General features: G+C 56.8%; 15 protein-coding genes. 8 read left to right on the top strand and 7 right to left on the bottom strand.

Translation table 11 applies throughout. The features are described from left to right. The first annotated feature begins 461 nt into the window (after nucleotides 1-461). Entirely contained in the window at nucleotides 462-1262 is an 801-nt protein-coding gene (locus VM163_05225; protein ID HUT03274.1) for a site-specific DNA-methyltransferase, read from the top strand. Between the two features lie 103 nt (nucleotides 1263-1365). On the opposite strand, the gene VM163_05230 is transcribed toward VM163_05225, so the two are convergent. Then, nucleotides 1366-1965 (bottom strand): hypothetical protein, encoded by a 600-nt coding sequence (locus VM163_05230; GenBank protein HUT03275.1) that lies wholly within the window; start codon nucleotides 1963-1965, stop codon nucleotides 1366-1368. Nucleotides 1966-1967: 2 nt separating this feature from the next. Then, nucleotides 1968-2669 carry an SUMF1/EgtB/PvdO family nonheme iron enzyme gene (locus VM163_05235; GenBank protein ID HUT03276.1) on the bottom strand — a complete coding sequence of 234 codons (702 nt, stop codon included), beginning with the start codon at nucleotides 2667-2669 and terminating at the stop codon, nucleotides 1968-1970. 179 nt (nucleotides 2670-2848) lie between these two features. On the opposite strand from VM163_05235, the gene VM163_05240 reads away from it, so the two are divergent. The 3 genes from VM163_05240 to leuS all read left to right on the top strand — a co-directional run bounded on the left by VM163_05240 (nucleotide 2849) and on the right by leuS (nucleotide 6716). Next, the gene (locus VM163_05240) at nucleotides 2849-3721 is read left to right on the top strand and encodes a class II aldolase/adducin family protein (GenBank protein ID HUT03277.1); all 873 of its coding nucleotides are present in this window, start codon (nucleotides 2849-2851) and stop codon (nucleotides 3719-3721) included. Between the two features lie 80 nt (nucleotides 3722-3801). Further along, the gene (eutM, locus tag VM163_05245; protein HUT03278.1) at nucleotides 3802-4101 is read left to right on the top strand and encodes an ethanolamine utilization microcompartment protein EutM; all 300 of its coding nucleotides are present in this window, start codon (nucleotides 3802-3804) and stop codon (nucleotides 4099-4101) included. 173 nt (nucleotides 4102-4274) lie between these two features. Continuing rightward, the gene (gene leuS, locus VM163_05250; GenBank protein ID HUT03279.1) at nucleotides 4275-6716 is read left to right on the top strand and encodes a leucine--tRNA ligase; all 2442 of its coding nucleotides are present in this window, start codon (nucleotides 4275-4277) and stop codon (nucleotides 6714-6716) included. A gap of 57 nt (nucleotides 6717-6773) precedes the next feature. On the opposite strand, the gene VM163_05255 is transcribed toward leuS, so the two are convergent. After that, entirely contained in the window at nucleotides 6774-7700 is a 927-nt protein-coding gene (locus VM163_05255) for a Dam family site-specific DNA-(adenine-N6)-methyltransferase (GenBank protein HUT03280.1), read from the bottom strand. A gap of 171 nt (nucleotides 7701-7871) precedes the next feature. Then, nucleotides 7872-8381 carry a two-component regulator propeller domain-containing protein gene (locus VM163_05260; protein HUT03281.1) on the bottom strand — a complete coding sequence of 170 codons (510 nt, stop codon included), beginning with the start codon at nucleotides 8379-8381 and terminating at the stop codon, nucleotides 7872-7874. A 1380-nt stretch (nucleotides 8382-9761) separates the two neighbouring features. Here VM163_05260 and VM163_05265 point away from each other — a divergent pair. Then, nucleotides 9762-11450, top strand: a complete 1689-nt coding sequence (locus VM163_05265; protein HUT03282.1) for a hypothetical protein — start codon at nucleotides 9762-9764, stop codon at nucleotides 11448-11450. A gap of 22 nt (nucleotides 11451-11472) precedes the next feature. Here VM163_05265 and VM163_05270 read toward each other — a convergent pair whose 3' ends face one another. Further along, nucleotides 11473-12924: a glycosyltransferase family 39 protein gene (locus VM163_05270; GenBank protein HUT03283.1), complete on the bottom strand. Its 1452-nt coding sequence runs from the start codon at nucleotides 12922-12924 to the stop codon at nucleotides 11473-11475. 90 nt (nucleotides 12925-13014) lie between these two features. On the opposite strand from VM163_05270, the gene VM163_05275 reads away from it, so the two are divergent. After that, the gene (locus tag VM163_05275; GenBank protein ID HUT03284.1) at nucleotides 13015-14673 is read left to right on the top strand and encodes a DUF2079 domain-containing protein; all 1659 of its coding nucleotides are present in this window, start codon (nucleotides 13015-13017) and stop codon (nucleotides 14671-14673) included. Beyond that, a complete protein-coding gene (locus tag VM163_05280) occupies nucleotides 14670-16640 on the top strand; it encodes a two-component regulator propeller domain-containing protein (GenBank protein HUT03285.1) in 1971 nt (656 codons plus the stop codon). The genes VM163_05275 and VM163_05280 overlap by 4 nt, the downstream gene beginning before the upstream one ends. An 18-nt stretch (nucleotides 16641-16658) precedes the next feature. Here VM163_05280 and VM163_05285 read toward each other — a convergent pair whose 3' ends face one another. Beyond that, nucleotides 16659-17831 carry an SGNH/GDSL hydrolase family protein gene (locus tag VM163_05285; GenBank protein ID HUT03286.1) on the bottom strand — a complete coding sequence of 391 codons (1173 nt, stop codon included), beginning with the start codon at nucleotides 17829-17831 and terminating at the stop codon, nucleotides 16659-16661. A 390-nt stretch (nucleotides 17832-18221) separates the two neighbouring features. Here VM163_05285 and VM163_05290 point away from each other — a divergent pair, with 390 nt between their 5' ends. Continuing rightward, a complete protein-coding gene (locus tag VM163_05290) occupies nucleotides 18222-20411 on the top strand; it encodes a VIT and VWA domain-containing protein (protein HUT03287.1) in 2190 nt (729 codons plus the stop codon). Between the two features lie 68 nt (nucleotides 20412-20479). Here VM163_05290 and VM163_05295 read toward each other — a convergent pair. After that, on the bottom strand, nucleotides 20480-21755 hold a 1276-nt coding region (locus VM163_05295), incomplete at its 5' end, for an aromatic amino acid lyase (protein ID HUT03288.1).

Consider the following 21755-nt stretch of genomic DNA (forward strand, 5'->3'; position numbering starts at 1 on the left):
TTGGCTTCGTCTTTGTTTTCTTCTTTGGGCTCATTTTTCAAGGCCCTCCTTTTTTTCACTCCGCCGCTGCCCAGCTATGGCGGGCAAACCCTTTCAGGGCTAATCCTTGATTCGCGCTTTCACATTCCCGTAGGTTCCTTCAATGATTTGAAGATACCACCGAGGGAAAGCCGCCTCAAACGTTTCAGTTACTAGTCGTGTATGTGAAGTTCTGCAAGTGGTAGCGGACGTATGTGGCCTATTAGAGCAGGAAGACGCCAATAATGCGCCCTATAGATTAAGCGCCAAACGAAAGAAGAAATGCCCATGAAACATTGGGCAAGCCACGTCCCGACCCACTCCTGAACAGCTGCTGCCCTCGTTGCCTGACGAGTTGCAGCTCTGGGGCCACGGGTGATACTATGCTCAGTGGATTCTTCGCTTGTCAGAACACCCCGAAGAGATGATTAGGGAATTGGGAAATGCCGTTCTTCAGATATGAGAACATCCGTATTTTCAACGATGATTTCGTCGAGTCGGACTGTATCCCGGATGACTCAATTGACCTGATCGTCACCTCACCGCCATATAACGTCAAGATCGACTACAGCTCCTACGACGACAGAACTTCCTACGCCTCATATCTCGATTTCACCCGCAAATGGCTCGAGAAGGCGTTGGCGGTGCTCAAGGAGGATGGTCGCTTCTGCCTGAACATCCCGCTTGACAAGAACAAGGGCGGACAGCAGAGCGTCTATGCTGACATCTTGGGCATCGCAAAGGACGTGGGCCTCAAGTATCACTCCACAGTTGTTTGGAATGAGCAGAATATCTCGAGGCGCACGGCCTGGGGTTCCTGGCTTTCAGCCAGCGCGCCCTATGTGATTGCCCCAGTCGAGATGATAGCGATTCTCTACAAGGACTCGTGGAAGAAGACGAGCGGGTCAGGCATATCCGACATCGAAAGGCAGGACTTCATGGACTGGACACTTGGCGTCTGGACGTTCTCCGGCGAGAGCAAGCGGCGCGTGGGTCATCCAGCGCCATTCCCCGTGGAGCTGCCGAGAAGGTGCATAAAGCTCTTCAGTTTCGTCGGCGACGTGGTCCTTGATCCATTCATGGGGAGCGGCTCGACGCTGCTGGCCTGCGCTGCAACGGGCAGACGAGGCATCGGCATCGAGATCGATCCCGATTACTGCCAACTGGCCGTAGAACGATTGGTGAACGCCACCGATACGAAGCAGGCCAAACTTGCTATTGCAGACCCCTTGCCGGCTGGTTGAAAGCGGGCTGCGCCTCGGGTGCGAGCCGGCCGGTTATACTCACAGGAGAAAAGAGCTATGGTCGCCCAGCCGTAGTGCCCAGCGCCGTGGCCGCCGCGGAGATTCAGTCGGAGGCGAGCGCTTGCCTGAACTGATTGACAATCTCGAAATTGCGCCCGAAGTCGAGTATCAGAAGGCCGGAGACCGGAGTTGAGACCGCAGTTACTAACCAGTCCCCATCGACCTCGTCGGTCTTGACGGTTACTCTTGATGCGAACAGAGGGCGAGTGTATGCCTCGATGCAGCCTATCTTCGCGTCTTGGACCTTGAGCCAGACCCGCAACGATTTCAGCGCCGCCAGCGACTCGTCAAACGCATCTTGCCGCGTGGCCCAAGGTTTTCGCACCACGCACGATTGCGTCAAGAAAAACACCTGACCAAGTGGAACGTTGAGGCTCTTGCTCAGCGCGATGCACCGGCGCTTATCATGCCTCGTGATCGGGATAAGCACTGTGAGGCAGACGATAGCAGAGACAAGGCCGAAAAGGATTCCCATCAGGGCCACATCGGTAAACGAATAATCATGCACCACAAGCGGATTGGGACGACCTGGCGCGGTTATCTGTGGCCCAACGTAGAGCATCGCGACGATAACGCCCGCCCCGAAAAACGTCGCAACCGTAACGGTAAGCGACGCGACTAGTCTGCCGTAATGTCTCTGCATATCTAGCGCGGGCTGGCGGGCTCGCCGGCTGCCGGTTTCATGCAACAACGGACCCCGTTGAAGACGTATCTACGCGTCTTAGTGAGCGTGTAGAAGCTCGTGCAGCTCGAGTAGCGACCGCTCAAGAAACTGCCGCCGTAAATCCTGGCCTTATCTCCCTCGCCAGCAGTCCATTCCGAGATGTTGCCGCTCATATCAACCACTCCATAGCCGCTCATGCAGCCGGGAAAGGCGCCCGATACTACCACCTTGCTCCCGTTCATCATCCACTCTCCCTCGGTATTGCACCTGTCCTGCTGATAGGTGTTCCCGTAGGGATACAAGAGCCCGAGGGGGCCAGAGCACGCCGCTTGCCATTCCGCCGGTTTGCAGAGCCGCTTGCCCTCCTTAAAGCACATCGCCTCGGCCTCAATCCAGGTTATGCCGTGCGCAGGCATGCTGCCCGAGACGTTTGGATACTCAAGTATATCGATGCAGAACGCGTCAAGCTGTTTCTCGTTTTGCAGCTTGAGCGTGCGAACCAAGACCATCCCCGCGGGGCACATTAGAGATGCCCCACTGGTATCGGTGGTAGCGGAGTCGGCCGCAGCTGGACCCTCTTGGCCCTGCGCCGAGCCGCTCTGAGAGCACCAAAAAAGGCCTATCCCGGCAAGCAGGACGAGCCACAATACTGACATATATCGCTGTCTGTGCATCTGTTTCATTCTCTCCAATTGTTGGGAGGACTCTACCTTCGCACAGCTAGACTTACAAGCTCGGGCCATAGGGCCAGGGTGCTCTCGCGGGTCGGGGCGCAGTCTTCAGCCCCGCCAATCTTGACACGTCAGCCGTCTTACATGTACATTGATGGCCGTTGGATTCGGGTGCGTTGAGAGATGAGGCGATGCAGGAAGCAATAGAATCGTTGGTAGGGGCTTATTCGGGTCGGTATCTGCCGGAGTCGCTTGCCAGGACGGCGATTGTCGAAGTAGGCCGAAGGACATACTTGCGGGGTTTTGTGGCGGCCAACGATGGGAACATCAGCGTTCGCATTGGGGACGATGTCATTTTGGCGACGCCTACTGGCCGCAGCAAGGGCTTCATTCGAGAGGACGAGTTGGTCAAGATGAGCCTTTCGGGTGAGAAGCTTGAGGGGCAGCTTGCGCCGTCATCGGAGATCAGAATGCACTTTGGTATCTATCGCACGAGGCCTGACGTCATGGCCGTTGACCACGCCCACCCGCCGATTTGCACGGGCTTTGCGGTCGCGGGCATCGCGCTGGATAAGTGCGTTCTGGCTGAGGTTGTGATGACGCTCGGCGCTATCCCCATAGCCGCTTTCGCCGCTCCGTCAACGCAGGAGCTAGCGGACGCGGTCGCGGAGAAGGTCCGGCTCTGCGATGCGGTCCTGCTCGCGAATCATGGCGCTGTAACGGTCGGCAGGGACATCTTCGCCGCGCACTATGGCATGGAGCGGATTGAGCATTTGGCGAGCATATCGCTCGTAGCCCGCCTGCTGGGTGGGGAGAGGCTATTAACTCCGAGGCAGGTGCAAGAGATCAGCCAGGTCCAGCGGGCTTCTGGTGGACGGCTGCCGGCGCTTGCATGCAAGACGTGCGATGATGCATCATGTTCGATCGAGACTTCTATGTCTGAGGGAGAGCCTGGCCAAAGCACGGTCATCCCAAGCGAGCTAACCGTCGCAGGAGCTGCCTCGGACGAACGAGTGGCTGAGTTGGTTTCGGCTATAAAGGAAGAGTTTGCAAAGCTACAATAGTCAATAGCGGGAACGCATTTCGTAACAAGTAAAAGGGCACTCATTAGGGTCTCGTAAGAAGTAAAGGAGCACGCATTAGGATGTATGGCGAAGCGCTTGGAATGATAGAGACTAAGGGTCTGGTGGCGATGATCGAGGCGTCTGATGCTATGGTCAAGGCGGCGAACGTGAAGCTGGTTACTTATGAGAAGATAGGCGGCGGTTACGTTACGGCGCTTGTTAGGGGCGATGTTGCAGCCGTTAAGGCGGCGACCGACGCCGGGGCCGAGGCGGCAAAGCGGGTCGGCGAGCTGGTAGCGGTGCACGTAATCCCCAGGCCTCATACGAGCCTGGAGGACGTTCTGCCGATAGGGAGAACTGTTCCGAAGGAGAAGAAGTAGCGGCCATCGTTGTCGGCGTTGGGCACCGGTTGGGTCTGCGGTGAGACTTCATCCGTTCGACGTTACACGATAGTTATTCCAGCATATCTGCGTCCCGATAGCCGCGAAGCACAGCATATAGGACGCTTTGCGGGGATTTGTTTAACCAGCATAACCAACAGGACACGCGGGATTTGGCTAACAGGAAGTACAACCAAGTAGAGCTAGAGAAGAAGTGGCGGGCCCGGTGGGAGCAGACGGGCCTCTATGAGACCGACCTGAACTCCGAGAAGCCGAAGTTCTACAATCTGACGATGTTCATATACCCGTCGGGCGCGAAGATGCACATGGGCCACGCCTACTGCTACTCCGGTTGCGACACCTACGGGCGGTTCAAGCGCTTATGCGGCTTCAACGTGTTCCAGCCGATAGGCTACGACGCTTTTGGGCTTCCGGCAGAAAACTACGCCATCAAGCACAACGTGCATCCCGCTGTCTCGACGCGATCCAACGTCGAGTTCATCAGGAGGCAGCTCCGCATGCTCGGGGCGATGTTCGACTGGACTAAGGAGGTCAACACCAGTAGTCCCGAGTATTACCGCTGGACGCAGTGGCTGTTTCTCCAGCTTTACAAGAACGGGCTCGCGTACAGGAAAGAGGCGCCCGTCAACTGGTGCGATTCGTGTCTCACCGTTCTCGCCAACGAGCAGGTTGTGGGCGGTCAGTGCGAACGGTGCGGCTCGCCAGTCGTAAAGCGCAATATGCTCCAGTGGTTCTTCAAGATTACGGATTATGCCGAGCGGCTGATAAACGATCTCGACAACGTTGACTGGCCGGAGACAACCAGGCTGATGCAGCGCAACTGGATCGGTAGGAGTGAGGGCGCGGACGTTGCTTTTGAAGTAGATGGCAAGGACGTGAGGGTGAGGGTGTTCACGACGAGGCCCGACACGCTCTTCGGGGCGACGTATATGGTTTTGGCTCCCGAGCATCCGGAGGTCCTGCGGCTTGCTGAGCCCAGCCGGGCGGCTGAGGTCGAGCAATACATCAAGCAGGCAGCCAGGAAGAGCGAGCTGGAGCGAGTCCATCTCGACAAGGAGAAGACCGGAGTTTTTCTGGGGGCTTATGCCATCAATCCTGTCAACGGCGAGAGGATACCGATCTGGACCGCCGACTACGTCCTGGCGACGTATGGTTCGGGGGCTGTGATGGCGGTCCCAGCGCACGATGAGCGGGACTTTGAGTTCGCAAGCAAGTTTGGCCTACCGATCCGCGAGGTTGTTCTGGCTCCGGGCAAGGAGGCGGGACAGCCACTTGCCGCGGCATACATCGGCGAGGGGACGATGGTGAGCTCCGGCAAGTACGACGGGATGCATTCGGCGGCCTTCAAGAAAGCGATCGTGGGGGAGCTGGCATCCAGAGGGGCTGCCGAGTTCAAGGTCCAATACAAGATGCGGGACTGGCTCATCTCGCGGCAGCGCTACTGGGGCGCCCCAATCCCGGTCATCTACTGCGACAAATGCGGCGATGTTCCGGTTCCCGAAAGCGACCTGCCTGTGCAGCTGCCTGAGGTAGCCAACTTCGAGCCTGATGGCTCCGGTAGGTCGCCTCTTAATCGATCGCCGGAATTCATCAACACGCTTTGCCCCAAGTGCCACGGCCCGGCCAAACGGGAACCTGACACCTTGGACACATTCGTCTGTTCAGCCTGGTATCATCTGCGTTACCCGTCGGCGCAGAACGACGAGGCCCCGTTCGATCCCGCACTCACGAGGCGCTGGCTGCCCGTCGATCAATACACGGGCGGGCCAGAGCACACGGTCGGCCACCTGCTCTACTTCAGGTTCATAACGAAGGTTCTTTATGACCTGGGCTACCTGTATTTCGACGAGCCTGCTCTGCGGCTGCGCCATCAGGGCATGATAACCTTGGGCGGCACCAGGATGAGCAAGTCCGCCGGCAACATCATCAATCCCGACGACGCGATCAATAGCCACGGCTCCGACGTCCTGCGGCTTGCCCTGTTCTTCATGGGCCCGTTCCGCGAGGGCGGCGAGTGGTCGGAAAGCTGCCTCGTCGGCATCCCCAGGTTCTTACAGAAAGTCTGGAACCTCGTGCAGAAGCACCTTGAATCGCGAGAGTCCGGCGAAGAGGAATCCGATCTGGATGATGATATGCTCCGCACCATCCACCGCACCATCAGGCAAGTCCGAAGGGACATCGAGCGCTTCCATTTCAACACGGCGCTGGCGGCGCTGATGGAGCTTCAGACAGCGCTTACAAGGTCGGAGGCCTACACGAATCGCGAGGCGGTTGAGACGTTTGTCCTTCTTCTCGCGCCGCTTGCGCCTCACCTGGCGGAGGAGCTTTTTGAGCAGCTGGGGCATACCGAGAGCGTTTTCGACGCGAGGTTCCCCGAGTTTCAGGAGTCGCTGATTAAGGCGAAGATGATTACCGTTCCCGTGCAGGTGAATGGCAAGGTCCGAGCAAGGCTCGAGGTAGAAAGCGACCTCTCAGAGCAAGAAATACTTGAGCTGGCACTCGCGGATGAGAACGTCCAGAAGCACACGGCGGGCAAGCAGCTTAAGGGCACGCGCTATGTGAAGGGACGGATTGTCTCGATCGCTGCCCGGTAGCCTCTGCGAGCACTTCAGTCAAGAGACCGCCATCGCTGGCACACTTGGGTCCAAGCTCTATGTCGTTTCCTGCGGTCTTGCGGTGGCCTTAAAGAGGGCTAGCTGGCCTTGTTCTCTCAGCAAGTGAGTTTTGGCCGCTGGTTCAAAATTGAGGACTAGTGCCTCAGTCATTGAGTTTCTGTTCGTTTCGTTAGCCCCTATGTAATAGAAGTGTTGCCTCGTCGTCACCCTATATCCTGACCAAATCATGTCAATATACTTGTTCTTTCTGTATTTATTCTCGCACCAAGTCGATAGGATAAATCTTGCGTCTGAGCCTCTCAGAATTGCGTTAAGCTCTACCTCATCCGTCTCGGACCAAGAATCGAAGTAGTCCACGTGTCTTCCAACGTAAGGGGGATCGCAGTAGATAAAATCATCCGGTCCAGCCTGGGATAGCGACTCTTTGAACTCCATACAGGCAATTGTCCAGCTGTCATTCTGCCTCAACAACAGAGATGTCCATTTCACCTGATTGCAGATTTTCGTTATGTATGACCTGGTGAATCTATTCGGTTTGTGGCCAAAAGGGACATTATATGATTTGTCTCTGTTGAATCTCACAAGACCGTTGAAACACGACCGGCTAAGAAAGAGAAAGTCCAGAGGGTTGTGTTCGGCATTGAATCTGTCTCTGACTTCATAGTAGTAGTCCGCCCCGAACGCGGAGAGTTTCCCCCCCTCGGTCTTCAAGAACTCTGACACCAGCGCAGGTGTGATACGCCCTTTAGCGACCTGATCGTAGAACGCGACGATGTGAGGATTTGAGTCTGAGAGAAAGGCCCTCCTGGGTCGCACATTGAACCCGACTACCCCAGAGCCCAGGAACGGCTCGAAGTAAACGCCATTAAGTTCCTGAGGCAGGTTGTCCATTATCCAGTTGACCAGTTTCGTTTTTATACCCTGGCACTTGATCGGTGGCACTCGTACTCGTTCAGCTGTCATCCAATTTCTACTTCGTGAACTGCCAGTCGCAGGACGCGATGTTGCTCGCGAAGTCCATGCTACCCGCGTGGGTGCATGCCGCGAACCAAAGTCAACTCAGGCCGATCTACTCAAGGTGCGCGAACCTCACCGAACGCGAGTGCAATTGCACGAGGCGCATAATGAGATGGTTCACCTGTTAATGGCATAAATAGCTGTCAGTGTCTCAACATACGTCATTCCATCAGGGGCACACATAATGTTGTCAATCCACTTGTCATCAACTTCGAACGGGATATGCGTGATGGTGGCGCCATCCGCCGAGACAACTACCACTCCATCCCCTGATGTTCCAAACCATAGATTACCCGCCTCGTCTTCATCCGCGCAATAAACGGCTGAGCTAATATCTGCACGCTCATACAGAGAAAAAACGAAGCCTTCCCAAAACCCCAGAAGGGTATGAGGACCACAGATCCAATAAATGTCACGGCTGTCCTTATATATCTCATACGGCATTTTCAAAGGCAACCCCGTATTCCCAGGCGCGTAGAACCAGTCAAAGTCGCCTGAAAGCGACCACTCGAATACCCCATACTGGGTTCCTGTGAATGCGCCGCCCGGAGCCGGCCCAATCGCGCCACATACGGGACTCACGTCATTCCTGCCGAGAAGCACCTGCCATTCAGCACCGTCATACATCTGAATGCTCAGATCAGCGGCTACCCATGGGTGACTATTCTGATCTACCCAGAGAACCTGGATCCCAACCTTACCAAAACCAGTCACATCAAACGGGTAATATGGTTGTGCCCCGTGATCGGTCAGCCTCCAAAGAGGTGGTAGGCCCGGCTCTTGCGGGGAGCTGCCAATCAGCCACAGATCATGGGGACCCCAATGACAGTGCGCCGACCTGTAAAGTGGAGTTGTCTCAATCACTGACTCTATAGCCCAGCTCTCTAAATCGAGAAAACAGAGCAAATTCTCGGTTGAAAATACTATGGTTTCGTCATCAAATAGTGTCATACCACCAACGAAGGAGCTGTTCGAGTAAACAAGCTGCCACCCTGAATCATCGGCCGTCGCCCACGCATCTGCTTCACCGGAGCACAGAACGCATACGCTTAAACCTATCACGACAGTGCACACTACACAAAGTAGATAGATTGATCTCATTTTCCTAGTCTCCTAACAACTTTCCCAACCAAGCCATGCTCAGTCGCCTTTTCACTGATTTGTCCTCTCTTAACGTCTTTTGACCACAAATCGCCTTGTCGAAGCTCTGCTCACGGAGTAGGTTCCATCATTAAGTGTGTAAACTCAAGTTAGGCAGCTTGCGTTGTTTTATCAAGTTCTTGTTGTCAGCCATCAACATAGAGGGTGCCTTCAGGGCTGGTTTGGCTTTTCCGCGCCTTGTTCCGCAGGCTCCACCTACGCCTGCTCGTCGTGCCTCTTCAGGGCACTGCTGAATACCCAAATGGTGCTGGCAATAGGTGAAACACACAAACTCATTGATCGCCGACATCCTTACGAGCTTCGCCTATGACGACCCCGTATCCGACAAAGCCAAATGCGTTACACTAAACTAGCGTGAACCCATTGCAGAACCCGGGGTAGTCTTCTAACCGGGTCGCAGCAATGGCAGCTCACAAACGCAAAACGAGACTCTGTACGAGCCTGACACATCATCAATGTGATTGTTGGCGTGGATGTTCTTGACAACGGAAACTGCTTTGGACAGACTTGTAACATGCTCGCGCTGACGCCGGTGGTACAGACTAAAAACCGAATCACAGGCATTGTCAGTTTCAATGATCTCTGGAAGGCCGGCAGGTAAAAATCGGGATAATGTTCTAAAGATGACAGGTCTCTTCGTTGATATTGATCACTCGGTCGATTTTGACGTCATGAGTGAGCTCGAATTACGCCCTAGTGATGCTATCAGTCCCGTTGGATAACATTAGATAATGAGCAATCCCGAGGTGTGCATGGCGGAAGCGTGGGATGATAGATTTGAGAGTGGAGATTGTGAGAATTGTGCGAGCTGGGCTTGCGCATTGATGGGTTTTGGTTGAGCCACCGGTGAGCGTTGAGAGAGCCGGCCGGCGTCTGCGCTGGCCATTGGTCGTACTTCTTCTGCTGTTGGCGTTTCAGGGCATTCGTGCCTTGTCTATCATAGGTAGGGGCGACGAATGTCCATACGATGATACGTTCATTACACTTCGATACGCCAGAAACCTTGTGGAAGGAAACGGCCTGGTCTTCAACCTCGGCGAGCGCGTGGAGGGGTTCAGCTGCTTTCTGTGGGCTATGATCAACGCGGCGGCTATGGCTTTAGGGTTGAACGGCCCCATCTTCTCGGTCGGCGCCTCGATTCTGCTTGGGTTGGGCGGCATTGCTCTTTGCTTTTGGGCAGGAGGGAGGTTTGAGGCAACTGATGGGTGGACGAAGGCTCTGGGGAGGTTGTTCTGCTGCTGGATCGTGCTCGCACCCCCGGTAGTAGCTGGGTGGGCAACTTCGGGGATGGAGATACAGCTTTATGCCCTCCTTCTAATTCCCGGAGTGGTGCTGCTCTATGAAGATTGGGTCAAGAAAGAGCGGGTCTCTCCTTTGACAGGCGCTCTGTTTGCGCTCCTGATCCTCACAAGACCAGAGGGCATTTTTTGTCTGCTCTTCCTGCTGGTCTTCCTCATCGTCATGCAGATGATACGAACCAGAAGGTTTGACCTCGGCGAACTCCGCAAACTGCTTCCTGGCAGCCTAATAGCGTTTGGCGCATACATCTGCCTCATCGCCTTTAGAATCATCTACTATCACGACATTTTCCCGAACACCCATTACGCCAAAGTGGCCTGGGCCTGGGTCAACGTCGAGGCCTGGACTTATCACGTCACCCATTTGGCCTTGGAGTTGAACTGGCTGCTCGTCCTGATTCCACTTGCCTTTCTCGCGAAAGAGGCGAGGAGGTTTTCGACTTTCTTGCTCGCCCCGATCCTTTTTATATTCATATCTAGCATAGCGGTCGGAGGGACGCTTGGCGGCGGAGGGTACAGGTTGTTTATCCCTTACCTTCCGTTCGTAGCGCTGCTCTGTGGTCAGGGACTCATAAATGTGGTGGTGCTTCTCCAGAGATTCTTCAGGAATCGGCGCTGGAAGGCCGTGCTTTCGACAGCGATCATCCTTCTTGCTGCGGCGCTCGTCCCCCAAAGCAAGGGGGCTATGAAGACCTTCCTAAATGCCCGCTCAAACGCGCACGGCGCCAAGATGTTCTTTCTGAACAAGGCCGTCGTGCCAGATAGGGTGCTTGGCGAGTGGCTTCGAGACAACATCCCCAAGAACTTCCATATCGCCACGGACAGGATTGGGAGAGTCCCTTTCTACTCGAGGTTATACACCCTCGACATGTTCGGTTTGACCGAGCCGCGAATCGCCCATAAGCCGATCCCGAAAACGACCCAACGATTTGCGCCTTCGGAAATGCGCTCGGTCTCGGCCACGCTGAAGAAGGATTGGGATTACGCTCTTGAGGTCAAACCAGAGATCATCATCGACATTCTTCCGCTCTGGCCCCAGATGACGATCCGAATACTGGATGACTATTGCCCCACGGAGGTAACGCTGCCAAACGGACGAGTCGCAAAGTTCCTCATAAGGCGTGACCTTGAAGGCTTACGGGGGCTCATGTGCAGGGAGCTCGAGGGCATCGAGGACTTACGTTTAATGAGACCGGACGGTCCTAAGCCGGCAATTGGAACGCTGCAACAGAGATAATCGCAAGCCCGGCCCCAAGTGGCTAATAGACAGGATACGCTGAGAAGCCCAGCCGCGTCGCTATTGCCTGCACGAGGTCGCGCAGCGCCTCAGGATACAAAAAGAAGCAGAAGACCAGGGCGGCATAGGTTGAGGCGGCAACGATAATTGCTGTGCGGGCTCCTGAGGAGAGCCTTGCGAAGCGCTGGGCAAAGACGCCAGTGAACGTTAGGGCGAGCGGCTCGAAGGGCAACCGGAACCTGTGCGAGGCGTTGATTGTGGCGGCCAGCAGCCACGCACAGAGAAGCGGCGACAGATAGAGCAGCGTCTCGGACCATCTGCGTTTCGAAAGAAACATCAAAAACCCCAGAATCGCGAACGGCAGGACAAACGCGTATGATGCGATGAAATGCCCAGAGTCGTCGAACACGTGCCAGAACTTCACGCTCTCCTTGAAGCTCTTTTTTGCGTATCGGGCTGGATGGGAGAGAATGGTGCGCACGGCGGCGCTCAAGAAGGCCTTATCAAGCTCCACTTCGGTCAGGCCCTCGAACTCGGCGGTCTTGGATTTCGGCAGAAACTCAAACCCCGCCATCGGGCCTTTCAAGACAACAGGAAGCATAACGTCGGTAACCGATTCGCCCGAATTGAGCCGGCTCTTCTGCTCGTTGATACGTAGTTTGATCTCGACGAGTTTTTCTTTGGGTATTGCCGACCAGAAGTAGCCGTCGGGCGAGAGCGAATTGTGCTGATACCAGAGCGTCGCGCCTCCGTGAGTGTCAAATGGTATAAAGGCCCTCATCGTGATCGCGTTTCGGATTGCCCAGGGCACCAGGCATAGACAGGCGATTCCCAGGACCAGCCCCGTTCGCTTTAGTCGTGCCTTTCGATCGCCCCAGCGTTGTCCCTTTGCGAGAAGCGCCCATAGCGGTAGGACCGCGACTAGGGGGAACAGAGTCGGGCGGCATAGCCAGGAGAGTCCGATGACGGCTCCGGCCAGGACCGCCGAGACTTTGGACGGGGGATCGGTGAGCGCTCGTAGGAGCAGAAGCGCTGAGAGCGTCGCCAGGAGCGAGAAGAGGTTCTCTGTCATGAACGTGTTTGTCAGTCCCACGAGCGGCGGATATACTGCTAGCATCGTCGCTACGATGGCGGCCGGGCGGTTTCGCCCAATTATGTGCAGCGCGGTGTAGTAGAGCACGACAACGCATAGGGAGCCGATGACGGCTTCGCCGATGCTGATCGGCCAGTAGCAGTTGCCTCCAAAGATGGCAAAGAAGACCGCGAGGAAGATGGGGTAAAGTGGAAGCCGATAGGCTGTCGGATGGCCCGGCTGGTAGCAGTACCCGTGGCCATGTGCGATGTTCTGGCCAAGAATTACGTATTCGGCGGCATCAACGTTGTATGGAAGCGATGGGAACAAGAAGGCGAAGATGATACGGGCAACCAGGGCGAGCAGGAAGACGAATATGGGGAAGTGTCTCGACTCAAGCAACAGCTGTCACCAAACTATGCTGTGCGGCTTGCACCAGCACTGGGCCGATCGCAAAGCAACCAGATTTATGAGCAACTTAGGGCCTGAGACTTGAAAGCTGGAAGAGGAATACGGCTGGCCCCACTGTGGGCCCTGACATTGTTCCTGGTTGTCCCGCTGTGGGCGTCGAGGGACTCTGACCTTGGGCAAGCCTATGGGCTCTACGCTGACTGGTGTGGCCGATTGGCGCTCTGTGTCCTTGTGGCTCTTGCCGCGCTCGCCATTCACGTGTGCCTCCACCAGCAGATTGGCGCCCGCATCGAGCGATTCGTATCCCAGCATTTCAGAAAGCTCCTCGCGCTATACGTTCTTGCCTACACCGCAATCTTCGCCGCGCTGGCCATTGTTGGATACCTGCGGTTTCACTCTGATGTCGATTATGCGAACTTCTTTCAATCCCTGAACAGCGCCGCGCACGGACGCTTCTTCACCAATTGCCTCTCAAACGCGCCTCGTGAGATTAGCATATTCGCCGATCACAATGCGCCCATAATGTTCCTCCTCCTGCCGATCTATATGCTACTGCCGTATCCCTCGGTTCTGCTCGTTATCTCAACACTAATCCTCGCATCGACAGCCGTCATCCTCTCGCGATACCTGACGCAAATTGCTGGCCTCGACCGCACAACCACACTTTGCCTATGCATGGCAGCGACGCTAGCGCCATATTTCGTTTCGCAGAACTTCGAGGGTCTCTCGATAGAGATGTTCGCGCCGCCGCTGTTTGTCCTTGCATTTTACCTCTTCGAGAAGGAGAGGTTCTGGCCGTTCATGCTCGTCCTGCTGCTCCTAAACTCGCTCAAGGAGCAGGTCGCAATAGTCATGATGGTCTTCGTGTTGATAGCGCTTGCAAGAGGGAAAAGCGCGAGGTGGGCGGTCGGCCCGTTTCTGCTCAACGCGGCGATGATATTCATCTCGTTTGGACTGGTCATCCCGCACTTCCGCCCGACTGGCGCCTACAAGCTCCTGAATCCTGATACCGCGACCTCGCTTGCTGACCAGGCGATGGCCTACCTGAGGCATCCGGCGAGTGCGGTTCAGCAGGTGCTGGCTCCATTCCGGCTGACTTACGTCTATATAATCGCGGCAACGAACCTCTTTGTTCTCCCGTTTCTGGCCCTCGAATCGCTATTCGTCTTGCCATCGCTCGCCAAGAACATCCTCTTTGTCGGTTGGGCGGCGAACATCATGTCGAAGCACGCCCTTCTGATGTCGGGCGCAATGGCGGTCGCAGTCGGCAAGGGAGTCGGCAAGTTCGCGCTGGTTGCACGCCGAAAGCATGCCGCCATCTCCCTGGCAGCCTCGGCTCGGAGCCCCGCCACACGAGTGCTCGCCATCCTGCTCCTGGCGTCGTCTATAGCCCACATCCCTGTGTGGTCGAGAAACGTCAATCTCGCCAAACACGCAAACCACGAGTCAAAGGTAGAGCTGCTCAAAATAATCCCGCGTGATGCTGTCATCGCGCTGCCACAAGATATGCTGACGCGATTCAGCACGCGTAATAAGCTCTACAACTCGGCGACGCCCAGTGGCCTGACGGGCTTCGAGATGCCCGTCGATTATGTGGTTATCGACACGTCATTTCACCCCGAACACTATGATTACGCGGGCCTATTGCGAGCGGTTGAGGTGAATCAGGGGATGTACAAAGGGTTTAAGCTGACGAGGCGCTCAGATGGTCTTTACTTATTTGAGAGGCAGAGGAGATGAACGACAGGTTCAGCGTGGCGGCAAGCTCCGCCCCTCTCGACAATGAGATGAGCTGCTGCTCCCGTGGTTGGATACGCACGAAGTTGCACTGGCGTCCGGCCGGGCTATCGGTGAGTCTCCTCGCGGCGCTTGCGCTACTTTTGGCGATGCCGATGCCGTTGGCTGCCGGCTGGAGTTGGGTGAACTACACGTCCGGGGGGGACGTCTCCGACATAGCGTTTGAGGGCGATCGCTACGCGTGGTTGGTGGGCACGGGTGGAGTCGCGCGGTTCGACATCAAGACTGGGGACAGTCGAGTCTGGACGAAGGCAGATGGGTTGCCGTCCAACTCGGTTCGCTGTGTCGCGGTCGATTTGGATGGGACCAAGTGGTTTGCTGTGTCTCAAAAAGGAGTTGTGGCTTTCGACGGCAAGGCTTGGAAACGCTACACAAGTAAGGATAGTGGGCTTTGCAGCGATTCTGTTCTGAGCATCAAGATCGATGGCAAGGGACGCAAGTGGTTCGCGACGAATGGCGGCGGCGTCAGCGTTTTTGATGGTAAGAGCTGGGCGACGTTCAACACGAATAACAGCGGCCTGGCGCATGATCGCGTCTCTTCGATCGCGCTTGACAAGGCCGGGCGGCTCTGGTTTGGAACCTACCGAGGCGCGGGCGTCAGCGTGTTCGATGGGGAGGAGTGGGTGGCTCTGAGTCCGGACAACAGCGGGCTATGCGACTATTGCATCTACTCGATCAGCATAGACCGGCGGGGCCTGCGCTGGTTTGGTTCATGCACGGCTGGGGTGAGCATGTTCGACGGGAAGTCGTGGCGGACGTTCAACACGATGAACAGTGGTCTTCCTGATGATTGCGTCCGGAAAGTGTTCGTAGATGCGAAGGGCAGGGCTTGGGCTGGGACAGCCAAGTGCGGCGTCAGCGTGTTCGATGGGAAGTCATGGCGAACTTATGACACCAAGAACAGCGGCCTTGCCTCGGACAGCGTCAGGGCGATCGCGCAGGATGGTATGGGTCGGATGTGGTTCGGGACGCAGCGGGGTGGTGTGAGCGTTTTCGATGGGAAGTCCTGGACGACCAAGTGCGCTGGCCACTTCAACGCACCCGCTGCTCGCCTGGATGACGTTGCTTTCGATGCCAGGGGTGGTGTTTGGTTCGCCTCCTACGGTGGAGGCGTGACCTTTTTCAAGGACGAGAGCTGGAAGACTTACACCCACAGGAACGCACCGTTTTGTAATGACTGGGTGGGATCGGTCGCTGTGGGTCCCGATGGGGTCGTGTGGGTCGGCACGGGTGGCTCAGGGGTGTGTGCGTTTGATGGCAGGACCTGGAAAGCGTATCGGCCGCCGGAGACCGGCTTCGCTCACGATGATGTCCCGGACATAGCCATTGACCGGCGTGGCTATCGATGGTTTGCGACCGGGCACCACGGAGTCAGCGTGTTCGACGGAGCCAAATGGATCGCTTACGATACCACAAACAGTGGAATTGCGAACAGAGACGTTCGCGCAGTTGCCATCGGTCCCGCAGGCCGCGTATGGCTCGCAACCCTGGGCGGCGTCAGCGTCTTCGACGGGACGCACTGGAAGACGCACTGTTCGAGAAACTGCGCCCTGCCCTCGAACCGCTGCTTCTCAATCGCGATTGCCTCGGATGCATCCGTCTGGGTCGGACACAAGGATGCCGCAAGCCATTTTGACGGCAAGCGCTGGTCTCACATCACAGCGGACAAAGATGGGCTTGCGTCCGGCATCGTGCAGGCAATAGCCGTCGATCAGAAGGGCTGCGTATGGTTTGGGACCTCGCTGGGTGGGGTCAGCGTGCTCGATGCGGGCAAATGGACGCGATACAACGTGGATAACAGCGCGCTGCCAGACAATGACGTAACCGGCATTGGCATCGCTCCTGACGGGAGGGTATTTCTGACGACCGCTCAGGGGGCTTGCGTTCTGCGCGAGGTGTCGGGCCAGTAGTCCCGCCGTCTGCCGGAGTTATCGCTTGACGGCGCCCTTGAGCAGACCTTTCTCAACGATGACTCTTGCGAGCTGCTCGGCTATGAGCTTGTGCCCCAGAGGGGTCGGGTGGCACGGGTCGATGAACAGAGCCCGGTTGCTGTGGGTCGCAAGCATCCTGACTGAGAACATACCCTCATAAACGTCGGCAAAAGGCTGCCCGTCCATTGCGAAGGCAGATTCGGGTGAGACGGTTTGTGACTGCGCCTCTCCGGCAGAACTGCTAATGGACTTGGCAGCGCTCTCAAACGCTGGCTCCATGTCGATGTAGTTGGCTTGAGAGTTATGTGCGGCCCGTAGCATGGACTTGGAGTAGTCCGCTGGCAGAGAAAAAGAGAACAGCAGAAGCGGGATGCCTCTTCTCTCGCATTTGCGGGCAATGTCGAGCAAGTTCTCATAATAGCAGGGAACGTCAGCGCGCCGCTTCATCCCCTGACTGGGTTGGGACTCGCTTTCCGACTGCGCTACTGCTTTGACGAGCCAGCTGAGGCCGGCGTCGAGGAGGGTGAATATCCTGGAGTGGCCGAGCGTCTCCTTGGCTCTTCTGATAGAGCGGCGCCACGGGACGTAGAGGTCCTTGTCCTGGTCGCACAGATTAGGGATAGCGAAAGCGTCGTTAATGCCGACGCATAGCGTAACCAGGTCCGGGTCTAGCTGCAAACAGCGTTTCGAGAAATAGAGAGAGACCTGAACCGAGCTGTACCCCGGCACGCCGGCGTTTATCGTTTCCACCGTTCGTGGGGCAAGTATCTTCTCCAGTTGTTTCTCCAAAACGGAAGAATATATCTGGCCCTGGTCCACCATGACGCCGTAGGTAGTCGAGTCTCCGAGGCATAGGACACGAAACGAGCCCTTGTGCCTAGTTTTTTGGACCTCAGGTCCCCTGAAGCCCAGCGCGTTGATTCGGTATCTTATGCCCTTGATGACGCCGTCAAAGCCCGGGGATAGCGCCCAGCCCAGGTCAGGAACCTCCCTGAGAGCCTTGGGCCGCGCAACACCAAGCAGGATGTTCTGCGTTTTCTCGCTAGAGCTCTTGACCCCGAACAACCACAGGGCAAGCTCCAGCAGTAGAACAGACCCAACGACCAGCGCGATGACAAGGAGTCCCATAAGCGCGCGCCGTCTTCGGTCTGTCTGCGAGGTGCTACTCATCGTTCTTCTCTACCTGTCCGACCGTTTGTATCCAAGTCGTTAAACATCTCCTGTCAACCCTGAGTTTGGTGGCACTTTACACAACTCACGCATTGGGAGTCAAAGAGGAGCAGGCCTCAGGGGACACGAAGGTTCTCCTGCCCCCTGGCGAGCACGAACACTTTGCCCCGCGGGACTAGAAGCAATCAACCACGAAGCAAACCACTAATTGCGGCGGACAGAGCCTGACTGTTCTTGAGCTCGCCCTAGCATCGGAACCGGCACGGCCGGCCATCTGTTTATTGAATAAAGGGCATGTCTTGAAGAAGTCTTTTCAGGAGACGATGCGAGCGCTATAACTATATGCAACGCACCTCATCGAGGCGCCTCAATCCCCATGGAGGAACTGCCATGAGAAAGCTGTCATTTCCGCTGTTTCTGTTTGTTGCGATTCTACTTGCGGCGCAATCTGCGTTCAGCGAGGGGTTCATCTTCGTGCCTCACCCGGACTCCGGAGTTCTGCAACCGCTGGTGACCAAGACGCTGAAGGTTACGTTCGAGGCAACGGAGAGCATCGCTAAGACCACCGTGGAGCAGACGTTCTACAACCCGACCGACTGGACGCTAGAGGGTCGTTTGGTGTTCCCGTTGCCTAGAGGAGCTGCGGTCTCGAGTTTTGCGATGTGGGTAGGAAGCACGAAGATTATGGCGAGAGTTCTACCCAAGAAGGACGCAAACAACATCTACAACGACATCGTCAGGAAAATGCGCGATCCAGCCCTGCTCCAGTATCTTGGCAGGGGTATGTTCGAGGCGCGGGTGTATCCGATTGCGCCCAGATCGACCAAGAAGATCGAGCTCGAGTACTCGTGCGTGCTTGACACCGAGGCTGACGTTGTGGACTACGTGTTTCCGCTCAACTCGTTCACTGTAACGCACCTGCCGGTGATGAGTTTCGTGCTTGTCGGTCGGATCAAGTCACACAACCCGCTGAAGAACATCTACTGCGCGTCGCACGATGTCGCGATCAATCGCTTGAGCGATACCGAGGCGAGCGTCAGCTTCGAGTGCAATGACCTGAAGGCCGAGAGGGATTTCAGGCTGTTTTACACGCTTTCTCGGGACGAGGTGGGCATCAACCTCCTGTCGCAGAAGGACGGCGCCGACGGTTACTTCTTACTTCTGGCGTCCCCCAATTATGCTCTGAATAAGAGACGGCGCCCCGCCAAGGAGGTCGTCTTTGCCCTCGATATATCCGGCAGCATGCAGGGCAAGAAGATTGAGCAGGCGCGCAAGGCGGCCAAACACATTGTCTCAAACCTCGGCAAGCAAGATTATTTCAACCTTGTGGTTTTCAACGACCAGGTGCGGAAGTTTGCCAATGAGCAGGTGAGAGCAACCAAGCCTGAGGTGCGCGAGGCGATGAAGTTCATCGATGGGCTCGAGGCGGCCGGTGGGACGAACATCGATGGCGCTCTGCGAGAGTCCTTGCAGATGCTCCATCGCGACGACATGACCAGGATGGTCATTTTCCTGACGGACGGGCAGCCCACGGTTGGCGCAACCGACTCTCAGAAAATACTTGATAACATCAAGGCCAAAGGTCGCGGCGCAACGAGGGTCTATTGCTTCGGTGTGGGTTACGATGTTGGCTCTGATCTCTTGGACGGTATCGCGCGGGTCCGTCATGGCACCGTCTCCTACGTGCTAAAGGATGACGATCTTGAGCGCGTGATCTCGTCGTTCTACAACAAGGTGTCGTATCCCGTGCTTTCTGATATTTCGTTGGACATAGCCGGCGTCAAGACGTTCGACATGTACCCGAGCGCGTTGCCCGACCTCTTCAGAGGCACCCAGGTGGTGCTGTTTGGCAGATATACTGGCGGCGGCCCCGGCAAGGTTACTCTGTCGGGCCGTGTCGAGGGCGAGACCAAGAAGTTCAAGAAGCAGGTGAGCTTTGCGCGCGAGCCCGGCGAATACGACTTCATTCCACGGCTTTGGGCGCTTAGGCGGGTTGGGTTCTTGCTGGATGAGATCAGGCAGAAGGGCGACATATCGGAGCTGGTTGATGAGTGCGTCCGTCTGGGGACGAAATACGCCATCGTTACGCCGTACACGTCGCACCTCGTAACCGACAAGGATGAGGGAAGCAGGCCGAGGCCAGTGTGGTGGACGACGCAGAGGGCCGGTATTCTCCCAATGAGGCGCACGCGCCCGGCGGACGGGACGAAGCTCCCCAAGCAGGCATACGTGCAGGCGGCAGGTGCAGCCCCTGGAGCGACGCTCGATAAGAAGGGCAAGATCGCAAGCTCGATGGTTTTTCAGGAACTTTCAATGGCGACAGCGGAGAAGCCGCAATACACTGGGCAGCGAAGGCTGGTCGGGCGCAAGGTGTTCGTTCTCAGGGATGGCTGCTGGACTGACACGGCGATAGAGGACTCCAAGCTGGCAACGCCGGACACAGTGGTGGAGTATTTTGGCGACGCTTACTTCAGGATGGTTCGCGAGGACGAAGAAGTCGCGAAGTATTTCTCTGTCGGCAAGTGCCTAATGGTTCTCTACAAGGGCAAGGTGATCAAGGTAACGGAGCCGACCAGCTAGCAGCCGAACGTTTTCTCATGACCTCGCTGGCGTGAGGGCTGCGGCACATTCACAAGACATGCCAGCGGTCAGGATTCTGTGCTGCTCTCTGCAATGGCGGCACGGAGCAAAGCGCCTGCCATAAGGAGTTGCTCCACTCGGTTGATCCTTACGTGCGGCGGGACGGCAGAGAAATCACCATCGTCGGTTACGAACGGAGAGACAGGGGCGACGTAGCGCATGGCAGCGCGGCACGGCAGGCTGACGGATGGCTTCTCCCGGTCGTCGGCCAAGTTCGTACCGCGAGCCTTCTCATCAGGCGATCGCATAATGGCCCAGAGCAGCTCTCGCCTCGTCGTCCTGAGCTCTAGCGCCTGGGTGGCACAGACAAACTCTATCGCCAGCACATTCGCCACATTCTCGAGCACCATCCTAAGGTGCCGGGCGGCGGTGGTCGCCATCGCCACGTGGTCCTCGGCATCGGACGATGTGGGTATCGAGTCGCAGCTTGCGGGGTGGCATAGGACCTTGTTCTCAGAGACGAGGCTCGCCGCCGTGTATTGAAAGATCATGAAGCCGCTGTCCAGACCAGTCTTGCCGCCAGAGAGATTCGCTGGAAGCCCGCGATTCCGGTTGGCGTCCAGAAGGAGCTGAACTCGCCGCTCCGATATGCTGGCGAGCTCCGAGATGGCCAGCTTCAGGTAATCCGCTACAAGGCCCACCGGCTCGCCGTGGAAGTTAGCCGCTGAGCACACCGGCCAGACGCTGACCTGACGTCCGACCCGCTCGTCGTAGAACTCTCGTTCCGCCCCCTGCAATTCACAGAACACTAGCGGATTGTCTGTTACGGCATTCATCTCCGCCTCGATCACCTCGGCGGCGTGCCTAATCGCCGAAAGCGCAGCGCCGTGGACCTGCGGCATGGCCCGGAGGGAGTAGTCATCCTGCGTCTGGAACATCATGGCCGCGCGGTTGTCTAGCCCGGATGGGTCCGGGTTCGCCACAAACGACATGATCTGCTTGGCGACGTCCTTTTGCCCCTCGTGCCGCCGCGCCTCGTGCACGCATGGCTCGAAAGCGCGCGTGATGCCCAACGCGGCCTGAAGCGTCATGGCGCCCGCCAGGTTGGACGAGGCCAGCAGCGTTTCAGAATCGTGGGTCGCGAGAGCGCAGATCGCGGTCGCAACCGTGGCCCCGTTGGTCAACGCAAGGCCCTCCTTTGGCCCAAGGCGGACGCCCTTAATAACGGAGCCGTTTGGAACCTGGGGCGGAGACAGTGGCTCGAGGCCAACCGCCCTCAGCGCCTTGTCCCCTCGCATTGGTTTTCCCCTCTCGATGGCGTCGGCGTCCCATCTGGCCGCGGAC

This window comes from bacterium, assembly GCA_035527515.1.
Lineage (GTDB): Bacteria > B130-G9 > B130-G9 > B130-G9 > B130-G9 > B130-G9.